We start from the raw sequence: 18,330 nt of genomic DNA, 5'->3' as shown, positions 1-18,330 counted from the left end.
ATTGAAGACAATTTCTTTGAATTGGGCGGTCATTCCTTGCTTGCCACTCGTTTGATTTCGCGAATACGCGATGCCTTTCAGGTCGAGGTTCCACTGGCAGCATTATTCGAATCGCCTACAGTAGCATCACTTGTTGCGACAATTCAGCAAGCACAGGAAGAACAAGCCGGCACTGCTATGCTAGACGAGCTTCTCAAGGAGTTGGATGGAATTTCCGAAGAGGAGCTGCTTCAAATGTTGGCAGAGCAAGCGGCGGACAAGGAGAATGAATAGATGAGCGATATGAACACACGGTTGGCCTCATTAACTCCCGAACAACGTCAGATGCTTGTCAAAAAATTAGCAGAGAGGAAGGCGGCCATAAGGCCGTCTCCTACTCCGCAGCCGATTGATCCGCATGGTTCTGTGCTCTCTTATGCACAGCAACGCCTCTGGCTGCTGGATCAACTTGAGCCTAACATGAGCCATTATAACATTCCGTTCTCGCTTCGCTTTAGAAGCAAGCTTGACATATCCGCTCTGCAGCGCAGCTTGACGGAGATTGTACGTAGGCATCAGGCATTGCGAACTCGCTTCATGGAGAGAGCGGACGGTGCTGTGCAAGTAGTTGAACCTATCGAAGCAGATTGGCAGTTCCCGCTGATGCAGGTGAATCTGTCTGATCAGGCAGAAGTGGGCTTGGACCAGGAAGAAGAAGCGCAGCGCCTCGTCAACGAAGAGGCGGCAAAACCGTTTAATCTGGCAACAGGGCCGCTGCTGCGCGGCTTGCTTATTACAGTTGGGGATAACAATCATATCCTGCTTGTCACCTTCCATCATATTGTGTTCGATGGCTGGTCGCTGACGGTGTTCCAGCAGGAGCTGCTGTTATTGTATGAAGCTTATGCGGGAGGGCAATCCTCTCCACTGCCTGACCTGCCGATTCAATATGTTGATTATGCGATCTGGCAGCGCCAATGGTTGACAGAGACCGAATTGCAGCACCAACTGGACTATTGGACAGATAAGCTGGGGGACGCCGACCATGTGTTGGAGCTGCCAACAGATCGTCCGCGTCCAGCGGTTCAGACGTTCCGCGGGGATATTCGTTCACTACATATTGGTGAGCATATCGTTAAGCCGCTGCGGGAATTAAGCCGCAAGGAAGGGGCTTCGCTGTTCATGACGATGCTGGCAGCATTCCAGATCTTCCTTTATCGGTATACGGGCAAGCATGATCTATCTGTCGGCACACCGATTGCGAATCGGGGCATGTCGGAAGTAGAAGGATTAATTGGCTTCTTTGTCAACACGCTCGTTATGCGTGGCGATTTATCCGGAAGCCCGACGTACCGCCAGATGCTTAAGCAGGTGAGAAGGACAGCTTTGGAGGCGTATTCCAATCAGGATTTGTCGTTTGAACGATTGGTCAATGCGCTGCAGCCGGAGCGCTCTGTCAGTCATGCACCGCTGTTCCAAGTGATGTTCACGATGGATGAGGCACAGGTCTCAGACCGCTCCAGTGTAGGGACTAGTGGGCTTGTCGTCGAACCATATACATTTGATAGCCGGAGCGCCAAGTTTGACATTACGCTGATGATTTTTGATACAGGGGACAACGGTGTAGTAGCACAGATGGAGTATAATACTGATCTTTTCCATGAGAGTACCGTGCTGCGCATGCTGCGTCATCTGAACAATCTGCTCGCAGGGATTGCGGCCAATCCGGACAGCCCAATCGGGACATTGCCGCTGCTGGATGATGCAGAAGTTCATGAACTGCTCGTTGCACGCAATCAGACTAGCGCGGTGGGCGATGCAAGCTTGATAAGTCTGCACGAACGAATAGCCGCTCATGCTGAACTGACACCTAATGCGATCGCTGTCGTAGACGGACAGATTACATTGACTTATCGTGAATTAAATCGTCGTGCGAACCAGCTTGCCCATCATGTGCGCAAGCTCGGCATAGGTACGGAGACAATTGCTGGAGTGTTGGTCCATCGGTCGGCGGCACAAGTTATTGCTATAGTAGCCATTATGAAAGCAGGCGGTGCTTATTTGCCTATTGACCCGAACTATCCTCGGGAGCGGATCGCCTACATGATGGAAGACGCTCGAATTCCAGTGTTGATAGCAGAGAAATCATTACAAACTCATCTTCCGCAGCATTCAGATGCAACAATTGTATGGATCGATGATATAGCCGCGTATGCCGAAGAGGAAGGCGAAGTTCCGCCTGATTTATGCACCTCTCCAAGCCAACTGGCCTATGTTATTTATACGTCCGGTTCGACAGGGAAACCGAAAGGCGTTCAGATCGAGCATGCTGGTCTAATGAATTTGGTGCAATGGCATATACACGAATATGCGATGACCGCGGCGGATCGGGCGACATTGTTCGCAGGGCCTGCATTCGATGCTTCTGTATGGGAGTTATGGCCGACATTAGCAGCGGGAGCTTCCATCTACATTCCGCACGAGGAGCTGCGAACCGATCCAATTGGACTGCGTGACTGGATGGTGCAAAGCGGAATTACGCTCAGCTTTTTACCGACTCCGATGGCCGAAGCGGTTATTTCGTTAGATTGGCCTGCACCGTGCGCACTGCGGTATTTGTTGACTGGTGGAGACCGACTGCGCTTATTTCCGGCAGACAACCTGCCATTTCAGCTTGTGAACCATTATGGACCTACAGAGTCGACAGTCGTTGCCATTGCAGGTCACGTTCCGACTGTAACTGCGAACGGGGGTCAGCTTCATCTTCCTTCCATTGGCCATCCAATAGCCAATACAGAAATTTATTTGCTGGATGAGCATATGCAGATTGTTCCTGATGGCGTTGCAGGTGAAATCTACGTTGGTGGCAGCGGATTGGCACGCGGATATTTGCACCAACCGAAGCTTACCGCCGAGAAGTTCGTTCCAAGTCCGTTCCAGCCTGAACGCTTGCTCTACCGCACGGGCGACTTGGCACGGTATAACGCAGCTGGTGCGATTGAATTTATCGGGCGTGCAGATGATCAAGTGAAAGTTCGCGGCTACCGAATCGAGCTGGGTGAAGTAGAAAAAGCGATAACGGAGCATGCTGCAGTTAAAGAGGCGGTCGCGCTTGTGAAAGAGGTACGTTCAGGCGATCGGAGACTGGTTGCGTATGTAGTGTCGGAAGAACACGATGCACACAGTGCATTCACAGCAGAGCTTCGTACTTACTTGCGTACGAAATTGCCTGAATATATGGTTCCAGCCGCCTTCGTCATGTTGGAGCAACTGCCAATTACCCCGAATGGCAAGGTGGATCGCAAGGCGCTTCCTGAACCAGAGTTTACAGTGGAGACGCAAGCTTATGTGGCGCCGCGCACAGCCAAAGAGGCGCAGCTTGCTGCCATATGGGCAGATGTGCTTGGCGTAGAGCAGGTGGGCATCCACGACAATTTCTTCGAATTGGGCGGAGACTCGATCTTGAGCATCCAGATTGTCAGCCGTGCTCGGCAGAGTGGATTGCAGCTTACACCTAAGATGCTGTTCCAGCATCAGACAATTGCCGATTTGGCTGCAGAAATTCGTGAAGGGGCAGGCGTGGAGGCAGAGCAGGGCATCGTAACCGGAGAAGTACCGCTTACGCCAATTCAGCGCTGGTTTTTTGCCCAACCGATGCAAGCGCACCATCATTTCAATCAGTCCATGATGTTTATTGTTCATCCATCCGTCCAGCAACAGATGCTGCGTGAAGTTGTTCGGCAGCTAATCCATCATCATGATGCTTTGCGCCTGCAATATACAGCTGGAGATGCAGGTTGGGAGCAATATAATGCGGGCGTTACCGAAGAAGTTCCATTTACTTGCGTAGATGTAAGTGGATTGCGTGCAGAAGAGCAGACAGCTATGATCGAGCGCATCGCAGCGGAAGCACAGCAAAGTCTCGATCTAAATGCAGGTGTACTGCTGCAGGCTGTCTATTTCAACTTGGGCGCAGACCAAGCAGGCCGCTTGCTCATCGTCATCCATCATCTCGGCGTGGACGGTGTCTCTTGGCGAATTCTGATGGAGGATTTATATCGAATTGGCCAAAATGTAGCAGCAGGTGAGTCGATTAGACTTCCAGCGAAGACTACCGCATTCCGTGACTGGGCGAAAAAGCTGGCCGAATATGCAACCTCAGATAAGGTGCTAATAGAGGCGGACTACTGGCTGGATGAGAAACGCAAACACATCCCATCACTGCCTGTCGACTTCATACATGGCGAGAACATGAATGCGACGACACAGGATATTATGGTGGAGCTTCCGCCTGAAGAGACACAGATGCTGCTGCAGGACGTTCCGCATGCGTACCGGACTCATATTAATGATGTCCTGCTTACTGCGCTGCTGCTTGCCATATCAGATTGGTCAGGGCATGACAAGCTGCTGCTTCATATGGAAGGGCATGGACGCGAAGAGCTGTTTGATGAGGTTGACTTGTCACGGACGGTAGGCTGGTTTACTTCGATGTATCCTGTGCTTCTGGAGCGAAGCAGCAAAAGAGAGCTCGGTGCCGAGCTGAAGTCGGTGAAGGAGCAGTTGCGTCAGGTGCCGAATAATGGGATCGGATACGGTATGCTTCGGTATATGGGCAGCAAGGAGCAGGCACAAATGCTCGAAGCGCTGCCGAAACCGCAGGTCAGCTTCAACTACTTGGGACAATTCGATCAAGTGCTGAGCAGCGGGGAGGACGGTCTATTCGGACAAGCTCCTGAACGTACTGGATCTGAACAGAGTCTGCAAGAGAAAAGGGCCCATCTGCTTGATATTACCGGACTTGTTGCAGGAGGCTCGCTGCGGCTGACGTGGACATATAGTGAGAACCTGTACTTGAGTGAAAGTATAGAACAGCTTGCCGTGCTGTACATGGAACAACTACGCGCTATTATTGCACATTGCCGTTTGCCGGAATCACGCGGAGTTACACCGTCTGATTTTCCGCTTGCACGCTTGACGCAAGAGCAGCTCGATCAGCTGGCCGGCACTGGTCAAGGTGTCGAGGATATCTATACATTATCTCCAATGCAGCAAGGCATGTTGTTCCACGCAGCGTTCACACCGGATTCACACGCATATTTTGAACAAATGAGCTGGATACTGCAGGGAGACTTCCATCCGGCGGCGATGGAGCAGGCATGGAATCGGGTTGTCGAACGGCATTCCATTTTACGTACCGCTTTTTACTGGGAGGAACTGAATGAACCGCATCAAGTTGTGTACAACCATGTAACTGTTCCGGTCGAATATTACGATTGGCGGACATGGACAGAGGCGGAGCGCGAGGCGAAGACAGAAGCATTCTTGCGTGAGGATCGAATAAGAGGCTTCAAGCTGACGGAGGCGCCGTTAATGCGCATTACGATGATTCGTCTCACTGATGAGAGTTCGCTGTTCTTATGGAGCTATCACCATCTGTTGCTCGACGGATGGAGTATGAATGCTTTGATTGCAGAAGTGCTGCAAGTATATGAGGCAGTTGTCCGCTCGGGAGAGCAGCCTGTGGAGCTCGTATTCGAGCCGGTTCGACCGTATCGAGACTACATTGGCTGGCTGCAGCAGCAAGATATGGAGCGGGCGAAGCAGTACTGGCGCGATTCCTTGTACGGCATTCATGCGCCTACGCCTTTGACAGTAGACCGCTTGCTTCCGGCTAATACTGAGTCCCAGGGAGAGTTCAGCAGCATCAAGATCACATTGCCTGCTGCATTGAACGACAATATACAGGCCTTCACTCGGCAGCACCAAGTAACACCCAATACGCTGGTGCAAAGTGCATGGGCACTCTTGCTGAGAAGATACAGTGGCGAGGAGGATGTCGTGTTCGGTGCGACTGTTTCGGGTCGTCCTGCTGATCTGATCGGCGTGGAGTCGATGATGGGCATTTTCATTAATACGCTGCCTGTTCGGATTCATGTGCCAGACGATGAGACGATTCTGACATGGGTGCAAGATGTGCAGGCGAAGCAGGTGGAACAGCGGGAATACGAATATAGCCCATTGTCGATGATTCAGAACTGCAGTGAGCTCGCCCAAGGAGCGCCGCTGTTCGACAGCTTGTTTGTTTTCGAAAATTATCCGGTCAGTGCCGGAAACAGTGAAGGCAGTGATGCAGGCGGGTTAACGGTTAGTTCGATGTATCTGTTCGAGCAGACGAATTATCCGCTTACCTTGCTCGCCGTTCCTGATAATGGATTCGACTTAGTCATTACATATGACCAGCAGCGGTTCGAAGCTGGCGCGATTACAAGAATGTTGAATCATCTAATCGTGCTGCTGCAAGGCATGTGCAGTCATCCAGAGCAGCCTGTCCAAGTGCTGACTATGCTGAGCGAAGAAGAGCACCAGCTTCTGCTTACAGAATGGAACCGGACAGATGCTCCATATCCACTGGAACAATGCATTCATCATCTGTTCGAGCAGCAGGTGGAACGTACGCCTGCCTTGCCTGCACTTCGTTATGAGGAACAGGTGTTGACATATGCCGAATTGAATGCCGAAGCAAATCGGCTTGCCCGATATTTGCAGCGAAAAGGTGTCGGTCCAGAGGTTCCTGTGGCAGTATGTATGGAGCGCTCGATCGATATGGTGGTTGGTCTGCTTGCGATATTGAAGGCTGGCGGCGCATATGTGCCGATGGATCCGGATTATCCACATGATCGGCTTGCGTTCATGTTCGAGGATACGAACGCACCACTGCTGCTTACGCAGCGTCACTTGCTTGAGCGGATCCCTGAATATGCAGGACAAGCCGTATGCATGGATGAGCAGCGGCAGTACATTGCAGCAGAGAGCGATGCACCGCTGAACATCAAGGTATCTCCTGACAACATGTGCTACATCATTTATACATCAGGTTCAACCGGAAGGCCCAAAGGGGTCGTCAATATTCATCGTGCTGTTGTCAACCGGCTCCTCTGGATGCAGGAGGCATATCAGCTTACATCAGAAGATCGTGTTCTGCAAAAAACACCGTTCAGCTTCGATGTATCCGTATGGGAATTTTTCTGGCCGATAATGACGGGAGCTACGCTTGTCGTTGCTGCACCTGGAGGACACCGTGATCCTGCATATCTGCGTGATCTTATTCGTCAGGAACGAATTACGACACTGCACTTCGTTCCATCAATGCTGCAGGCCTTCCTGGAAGAAGAAGGTGTTGAGCATTGCACTACGATTCGTCAGGTTATGTGCAGTGGGGAAGCACTTTCCTATGACTATCAGGAGCGCTTCTTTGCCAAGCTGGACGCACAGCTTCACAATCTGTACGGCCCTACAGAAGCGGCTATCGATGTTACGCACTGGACATGCCGCCGGGATACGGCATTGCGGACCGTTCCGATCGGGATGCCGATTGCGAACATTCAGATCTATTTGCTCGATCAGGAGCTTCGTCCTGTGCCGATCGGGGTGCCTGGGGAGCTGCATATCGGCGGCGTTGGGCTGGCGCGCGGCTATTGGAATCGCGAGGCGCTGACGGAAGAGAAGTTTATTCGCAATCCATTTGATCCTTCGATGCAATCCCGTCTATATAAGACAGGAGATCTGGCACGATATATGCCGGACGGTGTGATCGAATATATGGGGCGTATCGACCATCAGGTTAAAATTCGCGGGTTCCGCATTGAGCTTGGGGAAATTGAAAGTGTGCTTACGGCTCATCCGAATATTAAGGAAGCGGCCGTCGTAACACGGGAAGATACCCCTGGGCATAAACGTCTCGTTGCTTATGTCGTCGCAGAAGAAGCTAAAGAAGTGCAGGCTGCGCAGCTCAGCAGCTACCTGCTGGAAATATTGCCTGATTATATGGTTCCAGCATCGTATACGTTCTTGAAGGCGATGCCGCTGTCGCCTAATGGCAAGCTGGATCGCAAAGCTTTGCCTGCTCCGCAGGATGCGCGCCTCGTATCCGGCAAGCCTTATGCTCCGCCACGCAATGCGATAGAGAGAACGCTGGCTCAAGTATGGGCAGACGTATTGGGTGTGAAGCAGGTAAGCATACATGACAATTATTTCGAATTGGGCGGGGACTCGATTCTCAGTATGCAGATTGTATCGCGTGCACGTCAAGCAGGAGTGCATCTGACACCTAAGCTTGTATTCCACAACCCGACAATTGCACAATTGGCGGCAGTAGCTAAGGAAAAAGTAGTGGTGGCAGAGCAAGTGGAAGTAACGGGAGAAGTTGAATTGACGCCAATTCAGCGTTGGTTCTTCGACAAAGAAATGATCGATCGGCATCACTGGAATCAATCGATGCTGTTGTCCGTGCGTCCTCCGGTAAATCGTCACGCCATAGAGCAGGCGATAGCTCATTTGCTGAAGCAGCATGATGCGCTGCGGCTTCGCTTTATTCCAGTGGGTGACGGTTGGAAGCAGGTGTCTGCTCCTGTTGGCTCTGATATGCCATTAGAGTGGGTAGATCTGTCGAATTGCTCAGAAGATCGCAGACTGACTGCCATCCAAGCAGAGACCGCACGGCTGCAATCCAGTCTCGATCTGACAGCTGGGCCGATTATACGGGCAGCTCTGTTTGATTGCGGTGAACACGATGCTGCTAGACTGTTCATCGTCATTCACCATCTAGCAGTAGATGCAGTGTCATGGCGGATTGTGATGGAAGATCTGGAGACGGCTTATGCGCAGTTACTTCAAAATGAACCCGTTCAGCTCCCGCCCAAAACGACGTCATACCGCCAATTTGCAGCCCGCATGAAGGAGTATGCGCAATCTGAAGCAGTTAAACGCGAGCTGTATTATTGGTCGAGTCATAATGACGGCACAGAGCTGCATATGCCGTTCATGAAGGAGATCGATCATGTTGAAGCTGCACGCAAGCTGAATACAGTTAGCTCGACTCGTACTGTCAATATTTCTCTATCTGCAGAGGAGACGAAGGCATTGCTGCAGGAGGTGCCGCTTGCTTATCGTACTCAGATTAATGATGTACTGCTGACTGCATTGCTCCTTGCCTTCAATAAGTGGTCAGGGCAAATGACACTGCAAATTGATATGGAAGGTCATGGTCGAGAAGATATATTCGAAGAGTTCGACTTGTCACGTACAGTTGGCTGGTTCACCTCGGTCTTCCCGGTTCGACTTGAAGTGTTTGCAGCAGAGAGTGTCGAGTTCACACTCAAGCGTGTTAAAGAGTTCATGCGGAATATTCCACAGCGGGGGCTTGGATACGGTCTGCTGCGCTATGTTAATGAAGATGAAGAAGTTCGCGAGTTAATGGACTCGCGTCCAGATTCGCTGATTATGTTCAATTATTTGGGACAGATCGATCAAGGCGTTGCCGCTGATACGCTGTTGGCGAGCGCATATGAGGAAACGGCACTTGACAGCAGTTCGCATGGGCTTAGACGCTATCTGCTGGACATTGCTGGAATGGTTACGAATGGCGAATTTCATCTTGGCTTCATGTACAGTGAACATCTTTTCCGTGCTGAAACGATTGAACAACTGTCGGAGCTGTTCTTGTCTGCTCTTCATACTATTATCGATCATTGCCGTCAACCTCAGGCAGGCGGAATTACACCGTCTGACTTCCCGTTGGCCAAGCTGCCGCAAGTACAGCTTGATCAATTGTATGCGAAGGATCAACACATCCGTGATCTGTATCCGCTGACTCCGATGCAAGCGGGAATGTTATTCCACTCCCTCGCGGAGCCGCATTCAGGAATGTATTGCGAGCAGAACACTTTCACGCTGCAAGGCAGATTCCAGGCAATGGCGTTCGCGCAGGCGTGGCAACAGGTTATGGAGCGGCACGCAGTGCTTCGTACTCGCATTGAGTGGGAGGGGCTAGATCATCCGGTGCAGATATTGGTCGATGACGTTTCTGTTCCGTTCAATGAGCTGGATTGGAGCATGCTGTCTGCACATGAACAGGAGCGCAAGCTGCAATTATTTTTAGAGGAAGATCGCCGAACTGGCTTTGACTTTACTCGGGCACCAATTATGCGTATGGCCATTATTCACTTAGATGCCAATACAGTCAAATTCGTATGGACGTTCCACCATCTGCTGCTCGACGGATGGAGCAACCCGATTGTCGTTCAGGAGTGCTTCGCTCTGTATGAGTCCATTGTGACAGGCACGGAAATTCAATTGGAGGCGGTTCGCTCCTACAGGGATTATATGTATTGGCTGCATGAACAGGATCAAGTGGCGGCGGAATCGTTCTGGACAACCTATTTGTCCGGTATCGAGGCGCCTATACAATTGCCGCTGGATCGACCAACAGCTGTTGAATCATCTGGCTTTGCAGAGGTTGTTCTGCATGTAGATGAGCCATTGACTGCATCGCTGAACAGCTTGGCGCGCATGCATCAGTTGACGCTCAGTACGATTGTACAAGGTGCATGGGGGCTGCTGCTAAGCCGTTATAGCGGAGAATCCGATGTGCTGTTCGGAGCAACTGTCGCAGGACGGCCTGCTGAGCTGGAGGGCGTTGAGACAATCGTCGGCTTGTTCATCAACACACTGCCTGTAAGAACGAAGATATCGGCTCATATGGACGTCATATCCTGGCTGCGCGACCTGCAAACTTGGCAGACGGACAAGCAGCAGTACGAATATGCGGCACTTAGTCAGATTCAGTCGTGGAGTGATATGCCGCAAGGAACACCGCTGTTCGACAGCATTATCGTATATGAGAACTATCCGATTCAAGTTACGATATCGGAGCCGGGAAGCATGGATAGGTCTGCTATAGATAAAAACGACAGAATAGTTCGTGCAGGGGATGAAGCAGGACATCCAGCAGAGATTGATTTAGCTGATGTAAAAGAAAATCAGAAAGCTGTCACAGCTAACGAGACTGGAGGCGTGCAGCTGCTTGGTGTACAGTCTTTCGAACGAACGAACTATCCGATTACATTGACTGCTGTGCCTGGGGATGCGCTGGAGCTGCAGATTGGTTACGATACGACTCGATATTCTTCCACCGACATGGAGCGGATGCTGCTGCACTTGCGCAATCTTCTGCAGGGCATCGCATCTCATCCAGATGGGCTGGTTGTAGAAGTGCCGATGCTTGGAGATGCCGAGGGAGACCAGTTGCTGCTGAACTGGAATGAGACGATGGCAGAGTACCCGTCAGGCTGTGTGCATCAGCTCATCGAAGCACAGGCGCTCGCTGCACCAGAGCGGACGGCGCTCGTCGTTGGACAAGACATGCTCACATACGGGGAGCTGAACGAGCGCGCCAACCGACTGGCTCATTATTTGCGGAAGCTGGGCGCAGGACCAGAAGTATTGGTCGGCATCTGTGCGGAGCGTTCTACAGAGCTGGCGGTCGGCATCTTAGGCATCTTGAAGTCCGGCGCTGCCTATGTCCCGATTGATGCCGCATATCCGGCAGAGCGAATTGCGTATATGATCGAAGATGCGTGCATGCCGCTGCTGCTGACACAAGAGCGCCTCATTCGGCAGTTGCCGCAGCATGAGGCGACGATCGTGCGGCTGGATGCCGATTGGGAGGCAATTGCGAAGGAGTCGGCGGATGCAGTTATAAGCGGAGTAGGCGAAGAGAACGCGGCGTATGTGATTTACACATCAGGTTCAACCGGACAGCCGAAAGGCGTCATCGTTACGCACGCTGCCATGGTGAACCACAATCACAGTGCGGTATCGCTGTACGAGCTGACCGAAGCAGACCGTGTGCTTCAATTCGCGACCATTAGCTTCGATGCTGCAATTGAAGAGTTGTTCCCGACATGGCTGTGCGGCGCAGCATTAGTCATGCCGGAGGAGCGCCTGCTCAGCATATCCGGCTTCACGGAGCTTATTGAAAGAGAGCGGCTCAGTGTGCTCAACCTGCCGACAGCATATTGGCATGAGTGGGTAAATGAGCTGGCAGCAGGGCGGGCTCCGCTGCCGAGCAGCATTCGCACGGTCATCATCGGCGGAGAGCGGCCATCGCCGGAGCGGTTCGCGGAATGGCAGCAGCTTGCAGGTAGACGCGTGGCGTGGTACAACACGTACGGCCCAACGGAAGCGACAGTCATCAGCACGGCATTCCGTGCACCAGTGCCGGATGAGAATGGAGGGCCGACATACAGCGAAGTTCCAATAGGACGTCCGATTGCCAATACGCAAGTGTACATCCTGGACAAGCATATGCAGCCCGTGCCGACAGGCGTGCCTGGCGAGCTGTACATTGGAGGAAGAGGTCTGGCGCGTGGATATTGGAACAAGCCGGAACTGACCGATGCCGTGTTTATCTCGAATCCGTTTGCAGCTGGAGAACGGCTGTACCGGACAGGAGATCTGGCAAGATATGTACAGAACGGTGATATTGAATACTTAGGTCGCACCGATTATCAGGTGAAAATTCGCGGCTTCCGCATCGAGCTTGAAGAAGTGGAATCTGCGCTTGCCCAGCAGGATGGGGTGAAACACGCACTTGCACTTGCCCGCGAAGATCAACAAGGTGAGAAGCGGCTTGTCGCATATGCAGTTATGGAGAATGCAGCAGATGTGTCCGTATCCCAATTACAACAAGCGTTGAAGGAACGGCTACCGGCATACATGATCCCGTCTGCGATCGTACTGTTGGATCAACTGCCGCTTACAGCGAACGGAAAACTGGATCGCAAAGCGCTGCCTGCGCCTGATCTGAACGCTTGGCAGAAGATCCGCGAATATGCTGCTCCGCGCAATGAGACAGAGCGGGTTCTGAGCAAGGTGTGGGCGCAAGTGCTTGGAACCGAGCGTATAGGCGTTCATGATAACTTCTTTGAAATGGGCGGGGACTCTATTCTAAGCATTCAGATTGTGTCGCGGGCTGGTCAGGCAGGTCTGAAGCTGACACCTAAGCAACTGTTTGAGAATCAGACAGTGGCAGAATTGGCTGCGGTGGCTAAGCAGGCTCTTCCGATGCTGGTGGACGATGGACCGGTAACTGGGTTCGTACCACTGACACCGATTCAGCGTTGGTTCTTCGAACAGCCAATGGAGAATCGTCATCATTGGAATCAAGCGATGCTGCTGACCATCAAGCAGCCTGTTCATTTGGAAGCTCTGCAGGAGGCTGTGGCGCATCTGATGCTCCATCATGATGTCTTGCGGCTGCGCTTCGCGCTGACGGAAGCTGGCTGGGAACAGCGGATCGCTGGCGTAGATGGAGAAGCGGAAGCACCTATACTTGTAGTTGATTTGACTGCACTGTCGGCACAGGAACAGATTGAACATATCGAAGCAGAATCAGATCGTTTGCAGCAAACGTTGAACTTGACAGAAGGTCCTATCATACGCACAGCACTGTTCGAGCTTGGACCGGATCACCCAGCGAGACTGTTAATCGTGATTCATCATCTGGCTGTGGACGGAGTATCTTGGCGCATTATTCTCGAGGACCTGCAGCTTGCGTATGAGCAGCTCGTGCAACGCATGCCAGCTCAGCTTCCAGCGAAAACAACATCGTTCAAGGCGTGGGCAGAACGATTGCATGCGTATGCTGATTCTGATGAAGTGAAGGATGAGCGAGCATACTGGATGCAGCCAAAGCGCCTGCATGCGCAGCCTCTGCCAACCGATGTCATTGTATCAGCCGACACCGTTAACCAAGTCAATACGTATGCATCGTCCGAAACGATAACGACTGTGCTGGATGCTGAAACGACGCGAGCCTTGCTACAGGATGTTCCTTCTGTATATCGCACGCGAATGAATGACATCCTGTTGGCGGCATTAGCCCGGACAATCGCAGCCTGGACAGATAACAGAACGGTTGTGGTGGATGTTGAGGAGCATGGAAGAGAAGAGTTGTTCGAAGACGTTGATCTATCACGTACTGTTGGCTGGTTCACAGCAGTCCATCCGCTGCTGCTAGAGTTAAGTGCCAGCGGAACGGTTCAGGAAGATATTAAGGCGATCAAGGAACAGCTTCGCAGTATCCCGCAAAAAGGAGTCAGATACGGGTTATTACGTTATATAGCCTCTGACATCGCAGCGTCTGACATGATGCGGCAAGCGACTGAACCAGACATATTGTTCAACTATTTGGGCCAGATGGATCAGGCTGCAGAAGACACAGAGCTAGTAATCGGCATTGCCCCAGAATCTTATGGCATGCCAGTTAGCCCCGAAGCTCCGCGTGATCATTTGATCGAAATCAATGGGCTCATTAGCGGCAAGCAACTGGTTATGAGTTGGACTTATAGCCGACAGTTGCATCATTCCGCTACTATTGAGCACCTTGCAGCTTCTTATTTGAATGCTATTAGAGAAATCATTGAGCATTGCAAGCAGCCGGAAGCAGGAGGATGGACGTTGTCGGACTTCCCGCTCGTCTCAGCTTCACAAGCGCAGCTAGATCATCTGTACGCTGCTGCGCCGAACATTCGTGATCTGTATCCGCTTAGTCCGATGCAGGAGGGGATGTTGTTCCACTCGCTTGCTGATCCGCGTTCCGGAATGTACTGTGAGCAGACAGGGTTTATGCTGGGCGGAAAGTTCAGCGTGGACGCATTTGAACAGGCTTGGCGTGACTTGGTGAATCGGCATTCGATATTGCGAACTCGTATATGTTTGGAAGGCTTCGAACAGCCACTACAAGCAGTTCTTGATGATGTGCCGCTGCCAATTCAGCAGCTAGACTGGCGTTCCATTGCGGCAGAGCAGCAGAAGCATATGATGAAGAGCCTCCTGGAAGAAGATCGCCAAAGAGGCTTCCAGTTCCATGAAGCGCCGATTATGCGCTTTACAATTATTCATCTAGCGAATGATAAGGTTCAGTTGATATGGACGTTCCATCATATGCTGCTTGATGGGTGGAGCAACCCGATTGTCATACAGGAATTTTTCGCTCTTTATTATGCATATGCCATGGGGACACCAATACAGCTTGAACCGACGAGATCTTATCGCGATTACATCGCATGGATGCAGAAGCAGGATCAGCAGGCAGCAGAAACATTCTGGCGTGAGTACTTGGCAGGTATTGCAGCACCAACTGAGATTCGTCTGCAGCAACCGGATTTAGTGCCGACAACTGATATGGACTATAACGAACTGGAGCTGGAGATTGGGACAGAGCTGACCAGCCAGCTGCAATCATTCGCGCGAAACCACCAGCTAACACTCAGCACTATGGTGCAAGCAGCATGGGGGTTGATGCTTAGCCGCTACAGTGGAGACACCGATGTGCTGTTCGGGGCAACTGTTGCTGGCAGACCTGCAGATTTAGCTGGTGTGGAATCTATCGTTGGATTGTTCATCAATACGCTGCCGGTTCGTGTTCAAGTTCGGACAGATATGGATGTATTGGCATGGCTGTTGCACTTGCAAGAGCAGCAAGCAGAGAAGCAGCAGTATGAATATACGGCTTTGACGCAGATCCAATCATGGAGTGAAGTGCCGCATGGAACGCCGCTGTTCGACAGCATTATCGTGTATGAGAATTACCCGATACAGGTCACGGTTCCGGAGGCAGCCGCAGCAGTGGAAGACGCAGTTGCGGAAGAGACAACGGCTTCCGAAGGCGTAGAATTGCTTGGGGTGCATTCCTTCGAACGGACGAATTATCCAATTACGTTGTCTGTTCTGCCTGGTGAGTCGTTGGGGCTGCACATCGGCTACGATACAACTCGATTCAGCAGTGCCGATGTTCGTCGTATGCTGGAGCATCTGCGCAACTTGCTTCAGGGCATGGCAGATGGTCCAACTGAAATGGCCGTACACTTACCAATGCTTAGCGAATATGAGAAATCGCAGTTGTTGCTGGACTTGAACAAGACAGCGGCAGAGTATCCTTCAGGCTGCGTGCATCAGCTTATCGAGGCGCAAGCGATCGCTGTACCGGAGCGGACGGCGCTCGTCGTTGGACAAGACATGCTCACGTACCGGGAGCTGAACGAGCGCGCCAACCGACTGGCTCATTATTTGCGGAAGCTGGGCGCAGGCCCAGAAGTATTGGTCGGCATCTGTGCAGAGCGTTCTGCAGAGCTGGCGGTCGGCATCTTAGGCATCTTGAAGTCCGGCGCTGCCTATGTCCCGATTGATGCCGCATATCCGACAGAGCGGATTGCGTATATGATCGAAGATGCGTGCATGCCGCTGCTGCTGACACAAGAGCGCCTCATTCGGCAGTTGCCGCAGCATGAGGCGACGATCGTGCGGCTGGATGCCGATTGGGAGGCAATTGCGAAGGAGTCGGCGGATGCAGTTATAAGCGGAGTAGGCGAAGAGAACGCGGCGTATGTGATTTACACATCAGGTTCAACCGGACAGCCGAAAGGCGTCATCGTTACGCACGCTGCCATGGTGAACCACAATCACAGTGCGGTATCGCTGTACGAGCTGACCGAAGCAGACCGTGTGCTTCAATTCGCGACCATTAGCTTCGATGCTGCAATTGAAGAGTTGTTCCCGACATGGCTGTGCGGCGCAGCATTAGTCATGCCGGAGGAGCGCCTGCTCAGCATATCTGGCTTCACAGAGCTTATCGAAAGAGAGCAGCTCAGTGTGCTCAACCTGCCGACAGCATATTGGCATGAGTGGGTAAGTGAGCTGGCAGCAGGACGAGCTCCGCTGCCGAGCAGCATTCGCACGGTCATCATCGGCGGAGAGCGGCCATCGCCGGAGCGGTTCGCGGAATGGCAGCAGCTTGCAGGTAGACGCGTGGCGTGGTACAACACGTACGGCCCAACGGAAGCGACAGTCATCAGCACGGCATTCCGTGCACCAGTGCCGGATGAGAATGGAGGGCCGACATACAGCGAAGTTCCAATAGGACGTCCGATTGCCAATACGCAAGTGTACATCCTGGACAAGCATATGCAGCCCGTGCCGACAGGCGTGCCTGGCGAGCTGTACATTGGAGGAAGAGGTCTGGCGCGTGGATATTGGAACAAGCCGGAACTGACCGATGCTGTGTTTATCTCGAATCCGTTTGCAGCTGGAGAACGGCTGTACCGGACAGGAGATCTGGCGAGATATGTACAGAACGGTGATATTGAATACTTAGGTCGCACCGATTATCAGGTGAAAATTCGCGGCTTCCGCATCGAGCTTGAAGAAGTGGAATCTGCGCTTGCCCAGCAGGATGGGGTGAAACACGCACTTGCACTTGCCCGTGAATATCAAGCGGGCGGGCAGCGCCTCATTGCTTATGTTGTGGCTGAAAATGAAGCCGATGTCGACATAGCCAATATGCAGCAAGCGCTGAAAGAGCGATTACCGACCTATATGATTCCGTCTGCGATTGTGCTGTTGGATGAATTGCCGCTTACGGCGAATGGCAAGGTGGATCGCCGAGTGTTGCCGATGCCTAACGAGCATCTCCTTGAAGGGAACACGGTACAAGCAGCACCACGCAACTTGACAGAGTTCCAGCTGAAGCAGATTTTTGAGGACATGCTGCAAGTAAGTGATGTAGGAATCCATGATCATTTCTACGATCTAGGCGGACATTCCTTGCTTGCGATTCGAGCCATTGCTCGGATCAAGCAGCAATTCAACTGCGAGCTTCCGATCAGTATTGTTCTTGAAAAAGGGACAACCGCCGAATTGGCCAAGGAAATTTTATACAGCGATACGCAAGCACCGTTCTCGACACTTGTCACGCTACAGCCGAAGGGGACGCAGATTCCAATCTTCTTCGTCCATCCGGCGGGTGGCCTCGTGCTTAGCTATACGACGCTGTCCAAGCATCTGGGGAGCGATCAGCCATTTTATGCCTTCCAGTCTCGGGCATTAAACGGGGAAAGAACAGGACTTATCGAGGATATGGCAGCCGATTACATCACTGAGCTTCGTTCTGTACTGCCACATGGACCTTATCGGCTTGGCGGCTGGTCCATTGGCGGAACGATTGCTTTCGAGATGGCTCGTCAGCTTGTGCAGCAGGGAGAAGTGATCTCTGATCTTGTTTTACTGGATACTCCGGCTAAATATGCCGATGAGGATGAGGATATGGCACTCAGCGATGCAGAGCTGTGGTCCAAACTTATCGACCTTCCATTAGGCGAACTGCAGCAGGTTGAACCGAATAGGCAGCTAGATGAGTTGTTGGCTGAGGCGAAGAAGCGTAAAATCGCTGCTGAGGATATGACAGTGGAACATGTTAGAACTTTGCTCCAAGTATACCGTGATAATTCGATAGCGACTACAGCTTACAAGCCTGAGATGTATAATGGCCGATTGACGTTGATTCGTATACATGACGAAAGTGCAGTATATCAGGAGGAAACAATGGGTTGGAACTCGCTGGCAAAGCATGGTGTAGATGTCTATTATGTTGAAGGTGAGCATCACACAATGATGGATTTGCCGTATGTGGAGGCCGTAGCGCACCATATGCTTCACTCGTTCCTTAACTAA

2 protein-coding genes (1 of these 2 running past the window's edge) are annotated in these 18,330 nt (G+C 52.0%); both read left to right on the top strand.

The features are described 5' to 3' along the window. A protein-coding gene (locus ACQ5BJ_RS04415; protein WP_430108781.1) for an amino acid adenylation domain-containing protein crosses the window boundary here: on the top strand, positions 1-273 show its end. 12,267 nt of this gene lie to the left of the window's left edge; only the last 273 of its 12,540 coding nucleotides appear in the window; its start codon lies off the left edge, out of view; its stop codon occupies positions 271-273. Further along, positions 274-18,330 carry a non-ribosomal peptide synthase/polyketide synthase gene (locus ACQ5BJ_RS04410; protein WP_430113384.1) on the top strand — a complete coding sequence of 6,019 codons (18,057 nt, stop codon included), beginning with the start codon at positions 274-276 and terminating at the stop codon, positions 18,328-18,330.

The organism is Paenibacillus sp. B1-35, assembly GCF_050474385.1.
GTDB classification, from domain to species: Bacteria; Bacillota; Bacilli; order Paenibacillales; family Paenibacillaceae; genus Paenibacillus_B; species Paenibacillus_B alvei.
Note: the sequence above shows the minus strand (reverse complement) of the source record. Positions and strands in the feature narration are given on the sequence as shown.

Excerpts from the sequence above, each read along its gene's own strand:
- ACQ5BJ_RS04410 (WP_430113384.1), top strand. The coding sequence starts at position 274 with ATGAGCGATATGAACACACGGTTGGCCTCATTAACTCCCGAACAACGT.